The organism is Streptomyces sp. NPDC036822 (assembly GCF_055609145.1).
The window spans coordinates 14,539-35,324 of record NZ_JBVJPY010000009.1; the positions used below are offsets into that span (position 1 = coordinate 14,539).

Below are 20,786 nucleotides of genomic sequence, written 5' to 3' on the forward strand. Positions count from 1 at the left end.
GGCGGAGGGGCTGCCCCGGCGGCCTGTGCGGGGCCGGGGCTGCCGGCGGGCGGGACGCCGCGGCGGGGGTCAGCGGCAGGCGCCGGTGTCGTCCGCCGTACCAGGGAAGGCCGCGGCCTTCGTCTGGGCGAAGTTGGCCACGAACGCGTCGTACACCGCGGGCGTGGTGATCCGCAGCATCGTCTCGTCGTTGTCGCGCAGGGCCGGGCCGCTCCAGTTGTGGCTGCCGGTGAAGACCAGCTTCTCCCGTGCCCCCGCGTACATGCCGTCGATCATGAGGTTCTTGGAGTGCACGATGCGGTTGGGGGTGCCGGAGACGGAGTCGTGGTCGTGCTGGTAGCAGCGGGGGGTGAGGCGGGTCTGGCCGTGGAGGGCGTTCCAGGTGCCGGTGTCGGTCTCGCTGTAGACGATGTCGACCGTGCAGCCGGCCGCCGCGAGGGAGCGCAGTTTGTCGGCGACCGCCTGGCGGGTGATCTTCAGCATCGCCACGCGGATCGCGGTGCGGTAGGTCCCGGCCGAGTCGCTCCAGGTGCAGCCCACGTTGTCGAGGGTGTTGACGACGGTGTCGGTGTCGTCGGTGGTCCCGGCGCGCGGGAAGAAGTACGCCTTGTAGTCGCCCGCGCCGGCGTACGTGTAGTCCCAGGCGGCCCGGTTCTGCTGCGTCAGCTTGGCGAAGTACGAGGTGTACGCCGCGTAGAGGGTGGAGTTGCCGGCGAAGCCGACGGCGCTGTTCCAGTAACGGAGGTAGTTCGAGGGGGTCAGGTTCGAGGTCGTCTGCAGGACGACCTGCGTCGCCGCGCCGCCGCCGACGCTGCTGAACAGCAGGAACTTGTTGTGGTTGATCCCGCTCGTGGTCGAGCCCAGGCACGACCGGCCCTCGGCGCACAGGGTGACGTACGAGTTCTTGGTGATGTCGGTGCCGAGCGCCGCCTTGAGCGTGTCGTACGAGGCGGGGCTGCCCTCCGGGGCGCTGACCGTCGTCTCGTCGAGGACCACCTGCACGGCTATCCCACGGGTGCTGTGGGCGGTCGCGAGGTCCTGGGCGATGGTGGTGTCCCACAGGTGGTACATCGCCATGCGGATCGTCGAGCCGTCGTCGGCGGCGGCGAGGAGTTCGCGGACGCGGTTCCTGATGGCGTACTGCGCGGCCGGGTCGGCGGACGTCGGGGTGTTGAACAGCGGCCCGAGCGCCGGTACGGCGGCCGCCTCGGCCGGCGCCGTCTCCTCGGCGGTGGCGCTCTGCGCGGAACCGATGGCGCCGGCCGTCAGCACCAGGGCGGTGACGGCCGCTGACAGACGTCTGCGGAGGCTGGTCCTCATGAACTCTCCTCGTAGGAACTCCACTTGTAGTGATCATGACCCTAGCGCCCTTGCGTCCGCGCGCGATCGTGTGGTCATGGGAAGCGGAGGGCGGGCGCGAGGTGTCGCCGGGTCGTCGCGCCCGTCGAGGGAGAGGGCGTCCGGGGCCTCGCCGTCTCACTCGGATGCGGAGGCGCCCCGGACGCGGTGGGCGGTGTCGCGGAGCCAGAGGGCGCTGCGCTTGGGGGTGCGGGTCTGGGTGGCGTAGTCGACGCGGACCAGGCCGAAGCGCTTGGCGTAGCCGTAGGCCCACTCGAAGTTGTCCAGGAGCGACCAGGCGAAGTAGCCGCGGACGTCGGCTCCCTGGAGCCGGGCCTGGGACACGGCGGCCAGGTGGGCGGCGAGGTAGGCCGTGCGGGCGGTGTCGTCGACGAAGCCGTGGGCGTCGGGGTGGTCGTCGTAGGCGGCGCCGCTCTCGGTGATCACCATGGGAGTGCCCGGGTAGTCACGGGAGACGCGGAGCAGCAGCTCGGTGAGGTCGTGGGGCATGACTTCCCAGCCGAGGCCGGTGACGGGCAGGCCGCCGTGCGGCAGGTTGCGGGTGACCGGGATGCCGTGGGCGTCGTGGGTGGCACCGTTCTCGTCGACGCCGGACGTCCGCATCGAGCGGTAGTAGTTGACGCCGAGGGTGTCGATGGGGGCGGCGATGGTCTCCAGGTCGCCGCCCTTGACCGGGATCTCGATCCCGTGGACGGCCAGGTCGTCGATGAGGTCCTGGGGGTAGGCGCCGCGCAGGATCGGGTCGAGGTAGAAGCGGAACCCGAGGGCGTCCGCCCGGCGCGCGGCCTCGCGGTCGGCCGGGGTGTCGGTCGCGGGCCGGCTGGTGCCGAGGAGGTGGGTGACGGCCAGGTCCAGGGGGCGCCGGGCCGCCGAGCGCAGCCGCTGGACCGCGAGGCCGTGGCCCAGGTGCAGGTGGTGCAGGGCGTGCACGCCGTCCGCGAGGGAGCGGCCGCCGGGCGCGTGAACCCCCTCGACGTGGCCGAGGACGGCCGAGCAGAAGGGCTCGTTGAGCGTCGTCCAGTGCTCGACGCGGTCGCCGAGACGGTCGTGGACCAGCTCCGCGTAGTCGGCGAAGCGGTAGGCGGTGTCGCGGGCGGGCCAGCCGCCGGTGTCCTGGAGTTCCTGGGGCAGGTCCCAGTGGTAGAGGGTCAGCCACGGGGTGACCCCGCGCGCCAGGAGTTCGTCGACCAGCCGGTCGTAGAAGCCGATGCCGGCCGGGTTGACCGGACCGCGCCCGTGCGGCTGGACGCGGGACCAGGCGACGGAGAAGCGGTACGTGTCGAGGCCGAGGCCGGCGAGCAGGGCGACGTCCTCGGGCATGCGGTGGTAGTGGTCGCACGCGATGTCACCGTCGTCGCCGTTGTCGACGGCCCCCGGGACGCGGCAGAAGGTGTCCCAGATGGAGGGGGTGCGGCCGTCCTCGGCGGTCGCACCCTCGATCTGGAAGGCGGAGGTGGCCGCGCCGAAGCGGAAGTCCGGGGGCAGCCGGTCGATCAGCGCGTCGTGGTCCGCGGTGGAGGACGGGGCGGAGGAGGACGGGGCGGTGGCGGACGGCACGGTGGCGGACGGCACGGTGGTGGTCATGAGGGGCGATCTCCTCGCTCGACGGGATGCGGAACGGCTCGGGGCGGTGGCGCGCGGACGGCCCGGACGCCGTGGTGGACGTCCGGGCCGCACGGGATGCGGGTCAGGGCAGGCGGTGGTCGGCGTTCAGCACGGCGCCGCGTTCGGGGCGGTAGAGGTCGAAGCCCCGGGTGTCGCACTGCAGGCCGCCGACGATGCAGTGGTCGACGAGGGCCTTGAGCGTGCGCTCCTCCCACGCGTTGAAGAAGTCGTAGTGGAAGGAGTAGCCCCTGCCGCTGGAGAGCCGGACCTGCGACATGTCGCCGTTGACCGGCCAGGCCATCTTGAACTCGATCATCGGCAGGGCGACCGGGTGGGAGGCCGGGCACATGTTGTCGTTGGTGCCGGGCTTGACCACCGTGTAGGACATGTGGCTCTTGTGGTCGGGTGTGTCGAGGTACTTCCCGTCCCAGCAACTCGGCGCCTGGAAGCGGAGGTTGAGCTGCACGTCGGGCCGGCTCGGACAGCTCGCCGGGAAGTCGGTGTTGAAGAAGCTGTCACCGCATTCCCAGCCTTCGACGAAGCCCTTGTGGTTGCGGAACTCCTGGGCGCTCTGCATGGGGCTGCCGACGACGAACCGCAGGCCCTTGGGGAAGGGCCGCACGCTGCGGTAGTCCGTGACGCCGGACTTGTAGTAGATGACCTGAGGGCCCACGGGGAGGATCTTCGTGTTCCCCTTGTACAGCGAGGGCATCCAGTACGCCGACGCGTCCGCGGGCGCGGTACAGCTGGTCGGGCCCGGGGTCAGCGAGGCGGTGGTGGAGTGGGCGTTGGTGGTGGTGTTGCCCATGAACGTGTGGTCGTGCGAGGCGCCGGGCTGCCCGGGGTAGAGGATCGGGTCCTCCGCCGCGGTGTGGGTGACGGCGCAGCCGGCCTGGAACTCGTGGTGGTAGGCCGGCGGCGGGACCGCCGTCGACGGAGTGACGCCGGTGACCTGCGGGTTGGCGACGATGTACCCGTCGCCGTCGGGGTCGTCGCCCGACGCGAGGGCGGACGCTCCCCTCACGTGTCCGGTGTGGACGGAGACAGCCGTCGGCGCGCTGTCGGTGGTGGAGGCGGACGCGGCCGTGAACGCGTTCACGGACAGGGCCGAGACGCCCAGGGCGGTGGCGAGAAGCAACGCGGGCAGGGTCCTGCCACGGATTCTCATGAAGATCTCCTCGGTCGGTGTACGGGCGACGGCGTGCGGCGACGGGACCCGCCGCCGCGCGCCGGTCACGACGTGTACGGCTCGGGCGGCCGGGCGGCCGTCAGCTGTAAACGCCGAACTCGTGGAGCGAGTAGCCCCAGCCGGTTCCCCGCGCGGTGAGCTGGAGCTTGACGTAGCGGGCGGTGGTGGCGGTCTCGATGGTGTCGATGTCCCCGTTGCCGGTGGTGGTGGTGTGGAGGGTCCGCCAGGTCGTGCCGTTGTCGGAGACCTGGACCTCGTAGGACTTGGCGTAGGCGGGGTCCCAGACGAGCTGGAGCGTGCGGATGGGCTTGGCCGAGCCGAGGTCGACCTGGATCCACTGCGGGTCGCTCCAGTCGCTGGCCCAGCGCGTGCCGGCTTTGCCGTCGACGGCGTTGGAGGCGGGGCAGGGGCAGTCGCCGTAGGAGGCCTGGGCGGAGGAGGCGGTGGCGGGCCTGTTCAGGGCGATGTTCGTGCCGCTGACGGGCGGGGCGACGACCTTGACGGACTTCGTCTCGATGCCGGCGTTGCCGCGGCCGTCCTCGGCCTGGATGTAGACCTTCCACACGCCGAGCTTCTCGGGCGCCGTGACGGCGAACGTGCCGTTGCCCAGGGAGCGGTACTGCGCGTCGACGAGACGCTTGTCGCCGTTGGCGTAGTTACCGCTCAGGTAGATCTTGGGGGTGATCGGGTCGCCTTCGGGGTCACGGATCTCGGCGCGGACCGTGAACTCACGTCCCGCCGAAGCCGCGGTGGCCGGACTGACCGTCATGTTGGTGATGACCGGCGGGGTGTTGTCGCCCGCGGTGGAGCCGGTGTACGCCTTCTTCACGGCGTAGTAGGAGAGTCGCTTCAACCCGTCGGGCAGGAGGTTGAACCAGATGCCGCCGAAGTCGTGTTCGAGGCCGTAGTGGAAGAGGGTGGCACCGAGGGCGACGCCCCGGTGGCCGGTGACGCAGTTCCACCCCGTGGTGTAGCCGTCGGCCTTCTGCACGTCGGTCGGTTCGTCCGGGATGCCGTTGGCGTCGTCGGGGACCTCCCACTCGCCGGCCGGGCCGCCCTCGGTGATGATGTACGGCTTGTCGTAGCCGCCGTCGATCCAGTCCTGACGCACCTTGCAGAGGTTGCCGTAGGAGTTCATCGAGTACAGGTCGAGGTCCGGGGCGTTGCGCTTGTAGTACGGCCAGGCACCGGTCCACGCGTCTGTGGAGGTGACCGGGTGGTCGGGGTCGATGGAGTGGATCTTCTTGGCGACGTCGTTGACGAAGGAGGTGTACGCGTTGCGCTGGGCCTCCAGCTCGGTGCCGCCGTAACAGTTCTGCAGGCCGAGGACGGACTCGTTGCCGACGTTCCACATCAGCGTGGCCGGGTGCGACTTGTAGGTGTCGACCCATCGGGCGAACTCGGTGAGCATGGTGTTCTTGTACGTCGTGTCGGTGACGTAGTTGACACAGCCACCGGAGCCGGGGCCGCCGCCGGGCTGGAGCCAGAAGCCGTTCATCACCTTGAGGCCGTTGGCGGCCGCGGCGTCGAGCAGGGGCTTGCTGGAGGCGTCCGTCCCCCAGGTCCGGACGGTGTTGACGCCCATGGACTTCAGGTCCGGCATGTAGCGGGGGGCGTCGGCCATCGCCGGGCCCCAGGTGAGGCCCTTGACCGTGTACGGCTGCCCGCCGACGGTGAGCTGCCAGTTGCCCTGCGAGCCGGTCACCTTGACCGCGCCGCCGACGGGCTGCGTGGTGCCGCCGCCGTAGACCTGGAACTCCCACAGCGAGTAGCCGTAGCCGGTGCCCCGGGTGATGCCCTGGAGGCGCACGTAACGGCCGGTGCCGGTGACCGCCAGGTCGTCGGTGCCCCCGTCGCCGGCGGTCACGGACTTGACGGTGCGCCAGTCGGTCCCGTTGTCGGAGAGCTGGATGTCGTACGCCTTGCCGTACGCGCCCTCCCAGTTCAGGACGACGCGGTTGATGTTCGTGCTGCTGCCCAGGTCGACCTGGATCCACTGGGCGTCGGTCCACTGGCTCGACCAGCGGGTTCCGGTGAGGTCGCCGTCGACGGCGGCGGCCGCGGACCACGCGGCGCCCTCGCTCGACGAGGCGGTGGCGGGCTTTCCCTGGGAGAGGAGCGTCTCCGCCGCGGTGGCGGGCGCTGAGGTCAGCAGGGTGGCGGAGGTGGCGAGCAGGGCACCCAGGGAGATGAGTGATCCGGTGGTGCGGGCGCGCTTACGGACGCGCCTTCGCACCGTCGGGGCGGTGGTCGTGTTCATGACAGCTCCTGGACGGACAACGGGGTGGGGGTTCGCCTTCCGGGCGGCGCTGCGGGGACGGGGCGCCGCCCGGAAGGGGTGCGGAGCCGGGACGCGCCGGGGTGGGCGCGTCCCGGGGGAGGTCAGGGGAAGGAGACGACGGTCGAGGGCACGGTCGAGGTGCCGGCGGGGATCGTGGAGGCACCCGTGTCGTTGATCACGTGGTTGTAGTGGCCCATACCGCCCAGGGAGACCACCAGCAGACTGTGGAACTTCACCCCCGGCTTGACCGGCGCCTTGAAACCGTGGTCCTGCACGATCGTCGGATCCACGTTGTAGTTGCAGTAACTGCCCAGCCCCCACGCCTCATGCGTGGTCACCGAGTCGTCCACCCGGTAGGCGGCGTACCCCTTCGTCGTACCGTTCTGGATCGCCGCCTGGTTGGGAGCGTCGTACGCCTTCTCGTTCTGGTAGAAGATCGTGCGCCCACGCTCGCCGTACCACTCCACGTCGTACTTGTTGAAGTGCTCCACGAACAGACCCGTGGCGAGCACGTCGTCACCGTTGACCCGCACGCCGTAGTCCGCCCGGTTGGTCTCCCAGCCCCAGCCCTCACCATGATCGGCACGCCACACCCAGGTGTGGTCCACGATCGCGTCGTCACTGTTCACGACCATGCTGGTGGTGGCCTTGCCGACGTGGGCGCCGCCGATGCGGATGTAGACGTCCTGCACGGTGGTGGGGTTGGCAGCGTGGTCGGCGGAGGCCCCCTGCTGACCGATCTCCAGAAGGGTCGGGGAGTTGACCGGGCCCGCGTCGATCAGGAAGCCGGCGAGCCGGACGCCGTCGACGTCCGCCACCTTCATCGCGGTGACGCCGTTGTCCGGGATGATCGTGGCGAGGCCGAGGCCGAGCACGATGGTGTTCGCCCGGTTGACGTTGATGCTCTGGTCGACGTGGTAGACACCCGGCGTGAACAGCAGGTGCAGGCCCTGGGCCAGCGCCTGGTTGATCGTGGCGGCGGTGGCGCCCGGCTTGACCACGTAGAACTGGCTCAGCGGAATCGACTCACCCTGCGGGGTGCCGCCCGCCCAGCTGGTGCCGCGGGCGTTGACCCGCTTGGCGGGCGCGAACACCTTGTACTCGCTGCCGTCCAGATAGAGATACGGCTTCTCGCGAGAGATCGGGGTGGTGTCGAGCGTGGTGTAGCGGGGCTCGGGGAAGGAGGTGGCCGGAGCGCCCTGGACACCGGAGAAGGTCTGGTTCCAGACGCTGTTGGACCAGCCGCCGATGGAGCTCTCGCGGGTGTACCACTGCTGCTGGGAGTAGTTGCCGACCTGGCCGTCGATCTTCGAGTCGGCGATGTAGCCGCCGCTGGCCCAGCCGTAGCCGTTCGGCGCCAGGTTCAGCCCGCCCTTGACGTGCATACGCCGGAAGGAGGACGCCTGCGAGACCGCCCACCGGTTGGTGCCGTTGACCGGGTTCAGGGTCAGGCCCTCGGCGCCGCGCCAGAAGTTCTGCGTGGCGTTGCCGTTGAACCAGCCCGCGTCCACGGTCACATCACCGTTGATGGTGGTGTCGCCGGGGCGCAGGCCGAGTCCGGCGATCTGGGTGTAGAAGCCGATCTGCGCGTTCAGGTTGTTGTACGTCCCCGGCTTGAACAGGAACGCATGCCGCCCCGAACCGAACTGGGCCGACTCCTGCTGCTGGAACACCTGATCCAGCTTGCTCTGGATACCCGGCGTGGACGGGTCGAAGACGTGCACGTTCGGGCCCAGGTCACCACCACCCGGCAACTGCGGACCGCCGCCACCGCCGTCACCGGGCGTGCCGTACACCTGGAACTCCCACAGCGAGTACCCGTAGCCCGTGGCCCGCGTCAGTCCGTTCATCCGGACGTAGCGGCCGGACCCGGAGAGGGTGATGTCGTCGGTGCCTCCGTCGCCTGCCGTGACGCTGGTGAGGGTCCGCCAGTCGGTGCCGTTGTCGGAGGCCTGGATCTGGTAGCTCTTGCCGTACGCGGCCTCCCAGGTCAGGACGGCGCGGCTGAGCGTGGCGCTCTGCCCGAGGTCGATCTGGATCCACTGGGAGTCCTGCCACTGGCTGGCCCAGCGGGTCCCGGTGAGGTTGCCGTCGACGGCGGCGCCCGGCCCGAAGGCGGCCCCCTCGCTCGACGAGGCGGTGGTGGTCTTGCCCTGGGAGAGCAGGGTGGGGGCGGCCTGAGCCGTGGTGGCCGGGGTGACGGCGAGCAGGGCGCCGGCCAGTGACGAGACGAGTGCGCCGACGGTGGCCCGTCTGACGGTTGAAGCGGGGCGCCGGTAGGCCGGCGGGGGCCCGACGGTAGGCATGGGGGCTCCTCGGTATACAGAACGGAAACGTGGGAGAGCGCTCTCCGAAACCATGCCCGCCGCGCGCGCGGGCGGTCAAGAAGTAGGACATGGCTTTTCTTTTGGCTTTCATTAAGGTCGACCCCTCTTTCGCGCGCCCCTGCGGAGCCGCGGGCGGGACGGGTCAGGACGGCGCACGTCCGGCGCCCAGGGCGTACAGGAGGCGCACGTGGGTCGTTCAGGGGCCTGACCTGGACCGCGGGCCTCGCCGGCCGTCTGGCCCCGTTAAGGTTCACGCGTGGGGAATCGAGAGCCGACACTGGAGGACGTCGCACGTGAGGCGGGGGTGTCCCGGGCAACGGTGTCGCGCGTCGTCAACGGCGTGCGCAACGTGGCGCCCGAGATCCAGCAGAGCGTGCGGAACGCGATCGCGCGTATCGGCTACACACCCAACCAGGCCGCCCGGTCCCTGGTGACGCGCCGCACCGGCACGGTCGGTCTCGTCTTCTCCGCGACGGGCAGGGCGTTCGCCGCCCGGGTCTTCTCGGACCCGTTCTTCGGGCGGGTGGTCGACGGCGTGCTTCCGGCGCTGCGCAAGAGCGGCATCCAGCCGGTGCTGCTGGTGGCCGAGTCGGAGGAGGCCCGGTCCCAGCTGGTGGAGTACCTGCGGCAAGGCGGCGCCGACGGCGCCCTGGTCGTCTCGCTCGACGAGGACGACCCGCTGCCGGCGATGCTGGTGGCGGCGGGTCTTCCGACGGTGCTCTTCGGCCGCCACCGTGACACGGTGCCGTGCGGCTACGTCGACCTCGACAACGAGGCGGGCGCCCGGCTGGCCGCCGAACACCTCTGGGCCACGGGGCGGCGGCGGCCGGCCACGATCGCGGCGCCCGCCTCCGCCCCGACCGCCCGCGCGCGGCTCGACGGGTTCCGGCAGGCGTTCGCCGCCCATGGGGTGACGTCCGTGCCCGTCGTGCGGGGACGGTTCACGGTGGACAGCGGCAGGCAGGCGATGGCCCGGCTGCTGGAGGAAGACCCCGGCATCGACGCGGTGTTCGCCGCCAACGACCTGATGGCGCAGGGAGCGTGCCAGTACCTGCGCGAGCGGGGGGTGGCCGTCCCGGACCAGGTGGCCGTGGTCGGCTTCGACGACTCCATGGCGGCGCGCAAGAGCCGCCCGGCGCTGACCACCGTCCGCCAGCCGGTGGAACGGATGGCGGCCGCCATGGCCGGGCTCCTGGCCGGGCAGCTCGACGGCAGTCGGCCCGAGACCTCCTCGAAGGTGTTCGAGCCGGTGCTCGTGGTACGCGAATCCGCCTGACCCGGACTCCGCCTGACCCGGGCCTGGCCCACCGGCTGTCGTCCGCCCGTCACCGGCGGCGGACGGCGGACCGGAACGCGGCGCCGGGAGCCGGGGCGACGAGGCGCCCGAGCGGGGCGGAAGGCGCGACGACGGCCCCCGCCCCCCAGGTGCCTCGACCGGTCAGCGGCTCCCGGCGCGGTGGGCGCGGATGATGTCCGCGTACCGCTGCCCGCTCGTCTTCACGGTCCGCTTCTGCGTCGCGTAGTCGACGTGGACGAGGCCGAAGCGCTTGTCGTAGCCGTAAGCCCACTCGAAGTTGTCGAGCAGCGACCAGGCGTAGTACCCGGCGAGCGGGGCCCCCTTGCGCAGCGCGCCGGCGCACGCGGCCAGGTGCTGTTCGAGGTAGCGGGTCCGGTCGGGATCGTGGACCGCCCCGTCGGGGCCGACGGTGTCGGGGAAGGCCGAGCCGTTCTCCGTGACGTACAGCTTCCGCACCCCGTACTCCTCGGTGAGGCGCAGCAGGAAGGTCTCCAGGCCGTCGGCGTCGATCTGCCAGTCCATGCCGGTGCGGGGCACGTCCGGGAGACGCACCTCCCGGGCGTAGGGGAAGGGGCCCTCGGGGTCGTCGGCGACGGTGACCGGGAAGTAGTAGTTGAGCCCGTGCCAGTCGATCGGGGCGGCGATGGTCTCGGCGTCCCCGGGCCGCTCCGGCAGCTCGACCCCGTACAGCTCGCGCATGTCGGCGGGGAAGCCGCGGCCGTAGACGGGGTCCAGCCACCAGCGGTTGGTGTGGCCGTCCATGCGGAGGGCGGCGGCGATGTCCTCGGGCCGGGTGGACGCGGCCTCGACCGTGGAGTGGTTGGTGACCAGGCCGACCTGGGCGCCGGGGGCGGCGGCGCGGATGGCCTGGGTGGCGAGGCCGTGCCCGAGCAACAGGTGGTAGGAGGCGCGGACGGCGGCCGTGATGTCGGTCAGGCCGGGGGCCATGCGGCCCTCCAGGTGGCCGATCCACCCGGAGCAGAGCGGCTCGTTGAGGGTGGCCCACTGGGTGACCCGGTCCCCCAGCCGTTCGGCGACGACGGAGGCGTACGCGGCGAGGTGCTCGGCGGTGGCCCGCTCGGTCCAGCCGCCGTGGCTGTCCTGGACCCGGTCCTGGAGGGCCTGGGGCAGGTCCCAGTGGTAGAGGGTGACGGAGGGCGTGATGCCGGCGTCGAGGAGTCCGTCGACGAGCCGGTCGTAGAAGTCGAGACCGGCGGCGTTGACGGTGCCGTCACCGCCCGGGACGACGCGCGGCCAGGCGATGGAGAGCCGGTACGCGTCGGCGCCCAGCCCCTTCATCAGCGCGACGTCCTCGGGCCAGCGGTGGTAGTGGTCGCAGGCGGTGTCGCCGTTGTCGCCGTTGTCGATCGCTCCGGGCACGCGGCTGAAGGTGTCCCAGATGGAGGGAGCGCGGCCGTCCTCGTCGACGGCGCCCTCGATCTGGTACGCGGAGGTCGCCGTCCCCCAGGAGAAGTCCGGGGGGAACGCCTCCAGATCGAGCGGGCGGGAGTCGGTGGATTCGGACACAGGGAACCTCTTCGTGATCGATGGGGGGAAGGACGTCACTTGACCGCACCCGCGGTGAGTCCGGTGACGAGATAGCGCTGGAGCAGGAGGAACCCGACGACGACGGGGAGGCTCACCACGAGGGAGGCGGCCATCACCTGGTTCCAGTAGACGTCGTTCTGCGTGGCGTAGCCCTGGAGGCCGACGGCGAGGGTGCGGGTGGTGTCGTTGGTCATGACGGAGGCGAAGAGGACCTCGCCCCAGGCGGTCATGAAGGCGTAGACGGCGACGGCGATGATGCCGGGGATCGCCGCCGGGACGATCACCCGGAACAGCGCGCTGATCGGTCCACAGCCGTCGACCTTGGCCGCCTCGTCGAGTTCCCGGGGGATCGAGTCGAAGTAGCCGGTCAGCATCCAGATGGAGAACGGCAGCGAGAAGGTCAGATAGGTGAGGATCAGGCCTTCGCGCGAGCCGAAGAGGGCGATGCCGGTGGCGTTGCCGATGTTGACGTAGATGAGGAAGAGCGGCAGCAGGAAGAGGATGCCGGGGAACATCTGCGTCGAGAGGACCGTCACCGTGAAGACCCGTTTGCCGCGGAAGGTGTAGCGGCTGACGGCGTACGCCGCGAAGATCGCGACGGTGACCGAGAAGACGGTCGCCGCGCCCGCCACGATCAGGGAGTTCACGAAGTAGTCGGCGAGCGGGACGGTGTCCCAGATGTCGACGTACGGGCGGAGGGTGAGGCCGGAGGGGATCCACTCGAACTTGCCCGAGACGTCCTCGAGCGGCTTGAGGGAGCTGGAGATCATCACGTACACCGGCAGCACGACGAAGCCGGTGAGCAGGGTGAGGAAGATCCGGCGGGTCCAGAGGAAGGAGCGGGGCGCCGCCATCGGGGAGCGGGGCGTGCTCATCGAAGGCCGGGCGGTCCGGTGCCCGCGTGCGTGCTCAGGCATCGGTGGCCTTCCTTCCCCGGGTGGTGACCAGGAGGTAGACGCCCGTGACGACGAGGAGGAAGAGCAGGAGCAGCACGGACATGGCCGAGCCGGTGCCGAAGTTCCACGTCTGGAAGGACGACTGGTAGATGTGGAGGGAGATCAGGTCCGCGGCTTCCGGTGCCGCCTTGCCGAAGAGCACGAACGGCGTGTTGAAGTCGTTGAACGTCCACAGGAACAGCACGAGGACGAGGACCTGGTTGACCGGTCGCAGCGACGGCAGGGTGATGTGGCGGATCTGCTTCCACACGCCGGCGCCGTCGAGCGCGGCGGCCTCGTACATGTCCCGGGGGATGTTCTGGAGTCCGGCCATGACGGTGAGGAAGGCGAAGGGCCAGCCCTTCCACACCGAGACGATGAGCAGGGCCCAGAAACTGTTGTCGCCGATGAGCCAGAAGGCGGGGCTGTCCCCGATGCCGAGCTGGTCGTGCAGGACGTGGTTGATGAGGCCGTTGTCGCGCTGGAACATGAACGCCCAGGTGATGACGGCCGCGTAGACGGGCAGGGCGTACGGGACGAGGAAGAGGGTCCGCAGGAAGCCCCGGCCGCGGAAGTTCTCCTGGAGGAAGATCGCCGCGGCCGTCCCGAGCACCCAGCACAGTCCCACGGAGAGGACGGTGAACAGGCAGGTGGTCAGGAAGGACTTGAGCAACGCCTGGCCGACGGGTGCGTCGAAGTCGACCGAGACGGCGAAGTTGTCGAGCCCGGACCACGGGGCCTCCGACCAGTCCCGGATGTAGAACTGGGTGAGCTCCTTGAAGCTCATGGTGATGCCCATGAGCATCGGCACGAGGTGGACGAGGAGTTCGAGGAGGAGGGCGGGCAGGAGCAGGAGGTACGGCAGTGCGGTGCGGCGACGCCCGGAGCGGCGTGGTGCGGGTGCCTCTCCGGGTGTCGCCTTGCGCACCGCCGGCTCACTCTCGAGAGTGGCGGTGGTTCTGGTCATGGGAGGGGCTGCCTACTTCTTGGGCATCTGCTGCTGGGCCTTGTCGAGCTTGGCGCGGACGGACTCGGTGGTGACGGCCCGGCCGGCGGCGGCGTCGGCGAAGAGTTCCTTGACCGCGGTGCCGACGACGGTCTCGAACTGCGACTCCTCGGGGACCTGCGGAAGGGCGGCGGCGCTGGTGGCGAGGGTGTCGCGGATGACGGCGAGCGACGGGCCGGAGAACTCGGGGGAGTTCTGGGCGCTCTTGACCGGCGGGACGGAGCCGTAGGCCTTGTTGAGCATGGTCTGCTCTTTGTCGCTGGTCATGAACTTCACGAACTTCAGGGCGCCGTCGAGGTTCTTGGTGTTCTTGAAGACGGCCATGTTGATGCCGGCGACCATGGAGTTGGTCTGCTTGCCCTGGCCGGGCTTGCCGGACTGGACGGGGGCGGGGGCGACGCCCCACTCCTCCTCGGACATGCCCTGGGAGGCGAAGGTCTGCGACGGGGTCTGCCACAGGACCATGCCGGTCCGGTCCTTGGCGAAGTCGCTGAGCGACTGGTTCTGGGAGTATTCGGCGTTGCCCGGGGCGACGATCTTCTGGGTGGCCATCAGGTCGACGTACTGCTTCACGGCGGCGACGGCGCCGTCGGAGGTGAAGTCGGCCTTGCCGTCAGGGGTGAAGAAGTCGGCGCCGTGCTGCTTGCCGAACACGAAGACCTGGTGGATGTTGTTGGACAGGTTGGAGCCCTCGACGCCCACGCCCCACTTGCCGTCCTTGCTGATCTTCTTGCCGGTGGTGATCAGCTCGTCCCAGGTGGCCGGCGGCTTCTCTATGCCGGCGTCCTTGAACATCTTCTTGTTGTAGTAGAGCGCGTAGGCCATGGAGTAGAGCGGGACGGCGGCCGGGTCCTGGCCGGCGACGCCGGTGGAGCCGAGCGCGGAGTCGACGAAGCGGTCCTTGCCGCCGATGGCCTGGAAGTTCTTCGAGTCCCAGGGGAGCAGGGCGCCGGTGGACTGGAGGGAGGCGCTCCAGGTGTTGCCGATGTTGAGGACGTCGGGGCCCTGGCCGGAGGTGGTCGCCGTCAGGATCCGGTTGAGCAGGTCGGACCAGGGGATGACCTCCAGCTTGACCTTGATCCCGGTCTCCCGCTCGAACTGGTCGAGTTCGGGCTGGAGCACCTTCTTGTCGACCTCCAGGCTGGAGCCCTGGTTGGAGGCCCAGTAGGTCAGGGTCTTCGGCTGGGACTCACTTCCCTCTCCCCCGCCACAGGCGGTGGCGGTGAGGACGAGGGACAGGGTGACGGCACCCGTGACTGCGGCTCTGATTCTGCGCATGGCTCCTGGGTCCCTTTCGGGGGTGACGGGAGGGCCGACACGGTGAGGGCGCCCGGGCCGCTCTCCGTCACATCGGCTTAATTTAGGATGTGAGTTAAACCCCATGAGAAGGTCGCGTCAAGGCCTGTCATGCAGGTATGTTGCATCGAACGACTTCAGAGACGGGGACACAAGTGCACGCGAGAAGTGGCCGCACGGTGCGTGACCTGCGACGCGAGAACCGCACCGCGGTGCTGCGCAGGCTGTACTTCGACGGGCCGATGAGCCGCCTCATGCTCGGCCCCGCGACCGGACTGAGTTCGGGATCGGTCAGCAACGTGGTCGCCGAGCTCGTCGCGGAGGGGCTGGTCGAGGAGGCCGGCAGCGTCGACTCGGCCGGCGGACGGCCCCGGACCCTGCTGCGGATCTCCCCCGCCAGCGGCTGCATGATCGGCGTGGACATCGGCGAGACCCGGGTCAGGATCGAGCTCTTCGACCTCACCCTCACCGAGCTCGCGCGCACCGAGCGGCCGCTGGCCAGCTCCGGACCGCGCACGGCGCGCTACGACGTGGAGGTCATCGTCGGCCATCTGCGCGAAGGCATCGCGGAGGTGCTGCGGGCCGCGGACGTACCGCCCGAGCGCCTCCTCGGCGTCGGCGTGGGCGTCCCCGGCATCGTCGCCCGCACCACCGAGGACGGCTCCGTGGTGCACGGCCAGACCATCGGCTGGCACGCCGTCCCCCTGGAACGGCTGCTGCGGGCATCCGTGGACCTGCCGACGGGAGTGCCGTACTGGATCGACAACGGCGCCAAGACCCTCGGCCAGGCGGAGATGTGGTTCGGGGCAGGGCGGGGCGCGCGCAGCGCGGTGGTCGTGCTCTTCGGCTCGGGCGTCGGCGCCTGCGTGGTCTCGGACCCCCTCGGGTCCGGGCGCGCGGTGGAGTGGGGACATCTGACCGTACGGGTACGGGGGCGCCGCTGCCGCTGCGGCGCCCAGGGCTGCCTGGAGGCGTACGCGGGGGCCGAGGCGCTGCTGGAGCGGTGGCGCGAGGCGGGCGGCGAACCCCCGGCCGGCGCCGACGAGGAGACGGCCCTGACGGCGATGCTCGCCGCCGCCTACCCTCCCGCCCCCGGAGCCGAGCCCGACACCACGGCGCTCGCCGTCCTGGAGGAGACCGCGGAGTACCTGGGTGCGGGCTTCTCCGACCTGATCAACCTCTTCCAGCCGGAGCGGATCCTCGTCGGCGGTTGGGCGGGCCTCCAGCTCGGCGCCCGCTTCCTGGAGACCGTGACGGCCTACGCGAAGCAGTACGCGCTGCGCTACCCGGCCAGCAGGACCGAGATCTGCCTGGGCACCCTCGGCCCCGAGGCCGTCACCGTCGGCGCCGCCCTGCTCCCCCTCGCCGACTTCTTCGCCCGCGGGGGCCGACGACCCGAGAGCGCGCCCAGCACGCCGGCCCCCGCCTGGCAGGCGGCCCTCCAGGACCGGGTGTCGCCCTGACCGGTCGGTATCGTGAGACCTCAGGGTCCCACGCGGGCACATCCGCGACATCCGTCGCGGCCGTCCCACGGTGTCGTGTTGCCCACGGCGGGTGTGAGGCGGGAGTCGACTGGGAAGTCAACGCCCGTCACAGGGACGGACGGTGTGCTGTGGAGGGGGATTCTTGAGCGGGTCACGTGCCGGCGGCGGTTCCATCGCCGCGACCGTGTGTGTCATCGGTGCCGGTCTTTCGGGACTGGCGACCGCGCGCGCACTTGCGAACAAGGGCGTCGACTTCGTCTGCCTGGAGAAGGCGCCGGACGTCGGGGGGATCTGGCGCCAGCCCGGGGCGGGCGAGCGCGGGCCGGCCTATCTGTCGCTGCACCTGAACAGCGCCAAGCAGCTCACGGGTTACGCCGAGTTCCCGATGCCCGACGACCTCCCCCTCTACCCCCGGCACAACGACGTCGCCGCCTATCTGCGGTCCTTCGCCGAGTGGGCCGGCCTGCTGCCGCGGATCGAACTGCGCACCGAGGTGCTCTCCGTGCGACAGGACGACGACAGCGCCTGGACGGTCACCAGCAGGGGCGTGGCCGGAGAGGTGACGCAGCGGCGCTTCCGGCAGGTGGTCGTCGCCTCGGGTCACAACACCGAGCCGTCGCTGCCCCGTTCGCTGCCCCCGGGCGCGGAATCCTTTGCAGGAAGGATTCTGCACTCGATGGACTACCAGGCGGGGAAGGACTTCGCCGGGCAGCGCGTGGTCGTCGTCGGCCTGGGCGCGTCGGCGGTGGACATCGCCGCGGACCTCTCCCGGCACGCCGCGCGGACCGTCCTGTCCGTCCGGCGCGGGCTGCACATCGTGCCCAAGCAGCTCTTCGGCATGTCCGTGGACCTGATCGCCGACGCGCCGTGGTGGAACACCATGTCCTTCCCCGAGCAGCGCCGCTTCGTCGAGCAGGCGCTGTTCGTGGCGCGGGGCAGGCTGTCCGACTACGGCCTGCCCGAGCCCGACCACGCCGTCTTCTCCTCGGCCGTCACGATCTCGGACGAGATCCTCAGCCGCATACGGCACGGCGCCGTGCTGCCGAAGCCCGCGATCGAGTCCCTGGACCGCGACCGGGTGCGATTCACCGACGGCACCTCGGTCGAGGCGGACGCGATCGTCTACTGCACCGGCTTCCGCATGTCCTTCCCCTTCCTCCCCGCCGGGTGCCCCGCGGACCCGCGGCGCGGGACGGTGGAGCTGTACCGCCGCGTGGTCGCCCCCGACCGGCCCGGGCTGCTCTTCGTCGGTCTGATCCGCCCCGTGGGGTCGATCACCCGCCTCGTGGAGGAGCAGGCCCGCTGGGTGGCCCAGGTCGTCGGCGGGGACATCGGTCTGCCGCCCGCCGACGTCATGCGCGAGGAGATACGGACGTACCTCAAGGGCATCGAGGAGCGCTACGGCACGTCGGAGGGCGCGTCCATCCAGGTGGACGTCGGCCCCTACCTGCGGGACCTGCGGGAGTTGCAGGACGCCTAGGGAGTGTCTTGCCGATCTTGCCGGAGTCGGGCTCCGGCGCGACCACGGCCCGGTCACCGGGTGATGCGGGCGGCCGCCCTGGAGCCTGTCCGGATCAGCCGGGGGCCTGGGCGCCGCCGCCGACGGGGGCAGCGGTCCGGGTGGTCGCGGCGGGGGCCGGCGGCCTGACCTCGTACGCCTCCGAGGAGATGTAGACGGTCACCCGGGGCGCACGGCCCTGCTGGTGGACCAGGCCCACGTAGGCGATGAGCCCCACGCCGTCCTCGGGCCGCCGCGAGGTCACGGCGGAGACGGCGCGTACCAGGGGGGCGGGGTCCATGCCGTAGCGGCGGAGCACGGCCACCGCCCGCTCGAGGGCCACGCCGTCGTGGGCGGCGTGGTCGCGGACCGGGATGTAGAGCGTGAAGCCGCTCGGGCGGCCGGTCGTGGTGCGGGTGAAGGCGTGGCAGGACTGGACGGGACGGCGGTCGGGCCGCGGGTCCCGGGCGTCGAGGCCGAGGGCCGCGGCATCGAGGGCGGCGGGGCCGGCGGTACCGAGGACCGCGGGGCCGGCGTCGAGCGTGGAGGCGGCCGTGGCGAAGCCGGTTGCGGTGGAGTGGGCGCCGGTCGCGGCGGCCTGGGGGGTGAGGTCGGGGGCGCCCGTTCCGTCGCCGGCGGCCATGCGGAAGAACGTCGAGATCTCACGCCGCTCGCGTACGCCGTCCACGCGGGACAGCTCGGCCGCCTCCCGCGCCGACAGGTCCTGGTGCGCCAGATAGACCTTCACCCGGGGCTCGTCCCAGTCGCCGAGATCGAGGGCGAGGAAGAGGTGGCGGTCGCCCTCGGGCAGTGAGGTGAACGCCTGGCGGTGGCCGAGCCGGCGCAGCGCCTCCCGTACGGTCCAGGCGGAACGTTCCTGCCCCGAGGCGGCGGGGTTCAGGTAGACCTTGAGCTTGGGGATGCCGCCGGGCAGCAGCTCCAGCGCGCACCAGAGCGCCAAGGGGCCTTCGGGGGCCGCCGGGAAGAACAGGTCCTCCACCTCGTCCAGCGGCTTGGTGCTGAATCCCCAGCGCCGCGCCATCTCGCGGACGACCCGCAGTCCGGTGCGCCCGTTCCGCGCCAGGTCCCCGGCTCCGCAGCCCGGTTCCAGCAGCACCCTGAGCGTGGGGTCCGCGTCCGGTGTGAAGGAGAGCGAGAACTCCACCGGCGTGTGGTCGTCGGAGAGGAAGGAGTCGTCGGGGGCCGGCAGATCGAGCGGCCGGTCGGCGACGGGGCCGAGCGCCGTGAGCACGGTCCGCGCGTAGGCGGCGGAGTCGGCTCCGTCCAGCCCCGCCGCCTCACAGAGGCGCAGCATCTGTCTCGCCGTATGGCCGCCGAGCGTCCGCCCGCCGAGCGTCGCCGGGATGCCTGGCGGGGAGACGCTCCCGGGTCTTGCCGCCGGAGGCCGGACCGCCCAAGAAGATACCCGCCTGGCGGGGCGGGTATCGAGGGGGTCCGACTCTGCCGGGTCCTGCATGAAAGCGGCGTCGGCGACTATGTCGTCCACGACACCTCCTTTGCCTCGTGAGCGGGACGGAACAACGCGTGCACTACCCCTGAGGCTGAAGTTTCATGCGGTACGAGAGAAGCCGCCAGGTGTTCTGTTGATCACCTCGTCAGCCACTTGAGGAACTGGCTCCACTTTCCGGCGCGTTCGCGCGTGGCGCCGTCCTGGGCCGGCCCGGGGGTGGCGGACGGCTGGGGCTGCGCCTGCGGGATGGTCCTGCGCACGGTCTCGACCGGGGTGAACCGGGCCGGCAGGGTGGCGAGGCCGCGGTTGAACGGACCGGGACGCCAGGTCAGGCTGTCCTCCGGCACGGCGAGTTCGATGTCGGGGAGCCGGTTGAGCAGGTTCTCGACGGCGGTCACGGTGATCTGCCGGGCGGGGTCCTTGGACGGGCAGGCGTGCGGGCCCGCGCTCCACGCCAGGTGGGCGCGGTTGCTGCCGGCCTGACGCGCGGCCGTCAGAGCCGGGCCGCTGTTGGCGGCCGCGAAGCTGACCAGCACGAGGTCACCCGCACGGAACTTCTCCCCCGCGAACTCCAGGTCCGTCGCCGGGTAGTGCGGCGCCAGGTTCTGCATCGGCGGGTTCTCCCACAACGTGTCGTCGAGGGCCTCGTCGATCAGGCCGCCCTTGTGGGCGTAGCCGTCGTGGGTGAGGAGCCGGTGCAGGGTGTTGCCGATGAGGTTGCGCAGCGGCTCGTTGCCCGCGACCAGCAGGAGGGCGAGCTGGTGGACCATCTCCTCATCGGTCAGGTTCGCCTGGTGCTGCATCAGCCACGAGGTGACGTCGTCGCCCGGCCTGGCGCGCTTGCGCGCGACCAGCTCGCCGACGGCCCCGTACAGCACCTCGACCGCCTTCTCGGCGTTGACCCCGTCGAACATGCCGGTGATGCCGAACACGACTCGGTCACCGATGTCGGCGGGGCAGCCGAAGAGTTCGTTGAACACGAACAGCGGCAGCTGCTTGGCGTAGTCGCCGAGCAGGTCGGCGGAGCCCCGCGCGCCGAACTGGCTGATGAGGTACTCGGAGACCTGCTCGGTGCTGTGGCTGAGCTTGCGCGTGTCCACGCGGGCCATGCTGTCCGTCACCGCCTGGCGCAGCCTCAGGTGGTCGGCGCCGTCGCTGAACATGCAGTTGGGCCGGTACGCGAGGACGGGCACGACCGGGTTGTCCGGGCTGATCCGTCCTTCGTTGAGGTCCCGCCAGCGGCGCGCGTCCTTGCGGAAGGAGCTGGAGTTCTGCAGGAGTTGCAGCGCGGTGGCGTAGTCGGTGACGAGGGTGGCCTCCACCCCGGGAGCGAGCTCCACGGGCGCGGTGGGGCCGTAGTGGCGCAGGTAGGAGTAGTACGCCTGCGGATCGGCCGCGAACTCCGGCCCGTACAGCGGCACCCGGCCGCCGTCGGCATGAGCCGGGCACCCGGGCGGGGGAACGGGAGCGGTGGGTTGAGCGTCCATGAC

The 20,786-nt window shown here is 70.9% G+C and carries 14 protein-coding genes; 3 read left to right on the top strand and 11 right to left on the bottom strand.

Going from position 1 to position 20,786, the window contains the following annotated elements; genetic code table 11:
- Positions 1 to 69 precede the first annotated feature (69 nt).
- The 5 genes from ACZ68P_RS21070 to ACZ68P_RS21090 form a co-directional block, all read right to left on the bottom strand.
- Positions 70 to 1,320: a phospholipase D-like domain-containing protein gene (locus tag ACZ68P_RS21070; RefSeq protein ID WP_471008280.1), complete on the bottom strand. Its 1,251-nt coding sequence runs from the start codon at positions 1,318 to 1,320 to the stop codon at positions 70 to 72.
- 156 nt (positions 1,321 to 1,476) lie between these two features.
- Positions 1,477 to 2,943, bottom strand: a complete 1,467-nt coding sequence (locus ACZ68P_RS21075; protein ID WP_471008282.1) for a GH1 family beta-glucosidase — start codon at positions 2,941 to 2,943, stop codon at positions 1,477 to 1,479.
- Between the two features lie 103 nt (positions 2,944 to 3,046).
- Positions 3,047 to 4,132, bottom strand: coding sequence for a DUF1996 domain-containing protein (locus ACZ68P_RS21080; RefSeq protein WP_471008283.1), 1,086 nt, complete (start codon positions 4,130 to 4,132; stop codon positions 3,047 to 3,049).
- A 100-nt stretch (positions 4,133 to 4,232) separates the two neighbouring features.
- Positions 4,233 to 6,413, bottom strand: coding sequence for a discoidin domain-containing protein (locus ACZ68P_RS21085; RefSeq protein ID WP_471008285.1), 2,181 nt, complete (start codon positions 6,411 to 6,413; stop codon positions 4,233 to 4,235).
- A 122-nt stretch (positions 6,414 to 6,535) separates the two neighbouring features.
- Positions 6,536 to 8,740, bottom strand: a complete 2,205-nt coding sequence (locus ACZ68P_RS21090; protein WP_471008288.1) for a galactose-binding domain-containing protein — start codon at positions 8,738 to 8,740, stop codon at positions 6,536 to 6,538.
- Between the two features lie 277 nt (positions 8,741 to 9,017).
- On the opposite strand from ACZ68P_RS21090, the gene ACZ68P_RS21095 reads away from it, so the two are divergent.
- The gene (locus tag ACZ68P_RS21095; protein ID WP_471008290.1) at positions 9,018 to 10,037 is read left to right on the top strand and encodes a LacI family DNA-binding transcriptional regulator; all 1,020 of its coding nucleotides are present in this window, start codon (positions 9,018 to 9,020) and stop codon (positions 10,035 to 10,037) included.
- A gap of 162 nt (positions 10,038 to 10,199) precedes the next feature.
- Here ACZ68P_RS21095 and ACZ68P_RS21100 read toward each other — a convergent pair whose 3' ends face one another.
- Genes ACZ68P_RS21100 through ACZ68P_RS21115 form a run of 4 tightly spaced genes read right to left on the bottom strand, consistent with a single transcriptional unit; the run spans position 10,200 to position 14,825 of the window.
- Complete coding sequence (locus ACZ68P_RS21100) at positions 10,200 to 11,585, bottom strand: GH1 family beta-glucosidase (protein WP_471008291.1); 1,386 nt, start codon at positions 11,583 to 11,585, stop codon at positions 10,200 to 10,202.
- A 35-nt stretch (positions 11,586 to 11,620) separates the two neighbouring features.
- The gene (locus ACZ68P_RS21105; protein WP_471008787.1) at positions 11,621 to 12,460 is read right to left on the bottom strand and encodes a carbohydrate ABC transporter permease; all 840 of its coding nucleotides are present in this window, start codon (positions 12,458 to 12,460) and stop codon (positions 11,621 to 11,623) included.
- Positions 12,461 to 12,515: 55 nt separating this feature from the next.
- Entirely contained in the window at positions 12,516 to 13,508 is a 993-nt protein-coding gene (locus tag ACZ68P_RS21110) for a carbohydrate ABC transporter permease (protein WP_471008292.1), read from the bottom strand.
- Between the two features lie 12 nt (positions 13,509 to 13,520).
- Complete coding sequence (locus tag ACZ68P_RS21115) at positions 13,521 to 14,825, bottom strand: ABC transporter substrate-binding protein (RefSeq protein WP_471008294.1); 1,305 nt, start codon at positions 14,823 to 14,825, stop codon at positions 13,521 to 13,523.
- Between the two features lie 173 nt (positions 14,826 to 14,998).
- On the opposite strand from ACZ68P_RS21115, the gene ACZ68P_RS21120 reads away from it, so the two are divergent.
- Both ACZ68P_RS21120 and ACZ68P_RS21125 read left to right on the top strand, forming a co-directional pair.
- Positions 14,999 to 16,306, top strand: a complete 1,308-nt coding sequence (locus ACZ68P_RS21120) for an ROK family transcriptional regulator (protein WP_471008295.1) — start codon at positions 14,999 to 15,001, stop codon at positions 16,304 to 16,306.
- A 163-nt stretch (positions 16,307 to 16,469) separates the two neighbouring features.
- On the top strand, positions 16,470 to 17,807 hold the full coding sequence (locus ACZ68P_RS21125) for a flavin-containing monooxygenase (RefSeq protein ID WP_471008297.1): 1,338 nt from the start codon (positions 16,470 to 16,472) through the stop codon (positions 17,805 to 17,807).
- A 94-nt stretch (positions 17,808 to 17,901) separates the two neighbouring features.
- Here the strand turns inward: ACZ68P_RS21125 and ACZ68P_RS21130 are convergent, their stop codons facing one another.
- Positions 17,902 to 19,140 carry a tryptophan dimethylallyltransferase family protein gene (locus ACZ68P_RS21130; RefSeq protein ID WP_471008300.1) on the bottom strand — a complete coding sequence of 413 codons (1,239 nt, stop codon included), beginning with the start codon at positions 19,138 to 19,140 and terminating at the stop codon, positions 17,902 to 17,904.
- 293 nt (positions 19,141 to 19,433) lie between these two features.
- Positions 19,434 to 20,783, bottom strand: a complete 1,350-nt coding sequence (locus ACZ68P_RS21135; RefSeq protein ID WP_471008303.1) for a cytochrome P450 — start codon at positions 20,781 to 20,783, stop codon at positions 19,434 to 19,436.
- Positions 20,784 to 20,786: the final 3 nt, after the last annotated feature.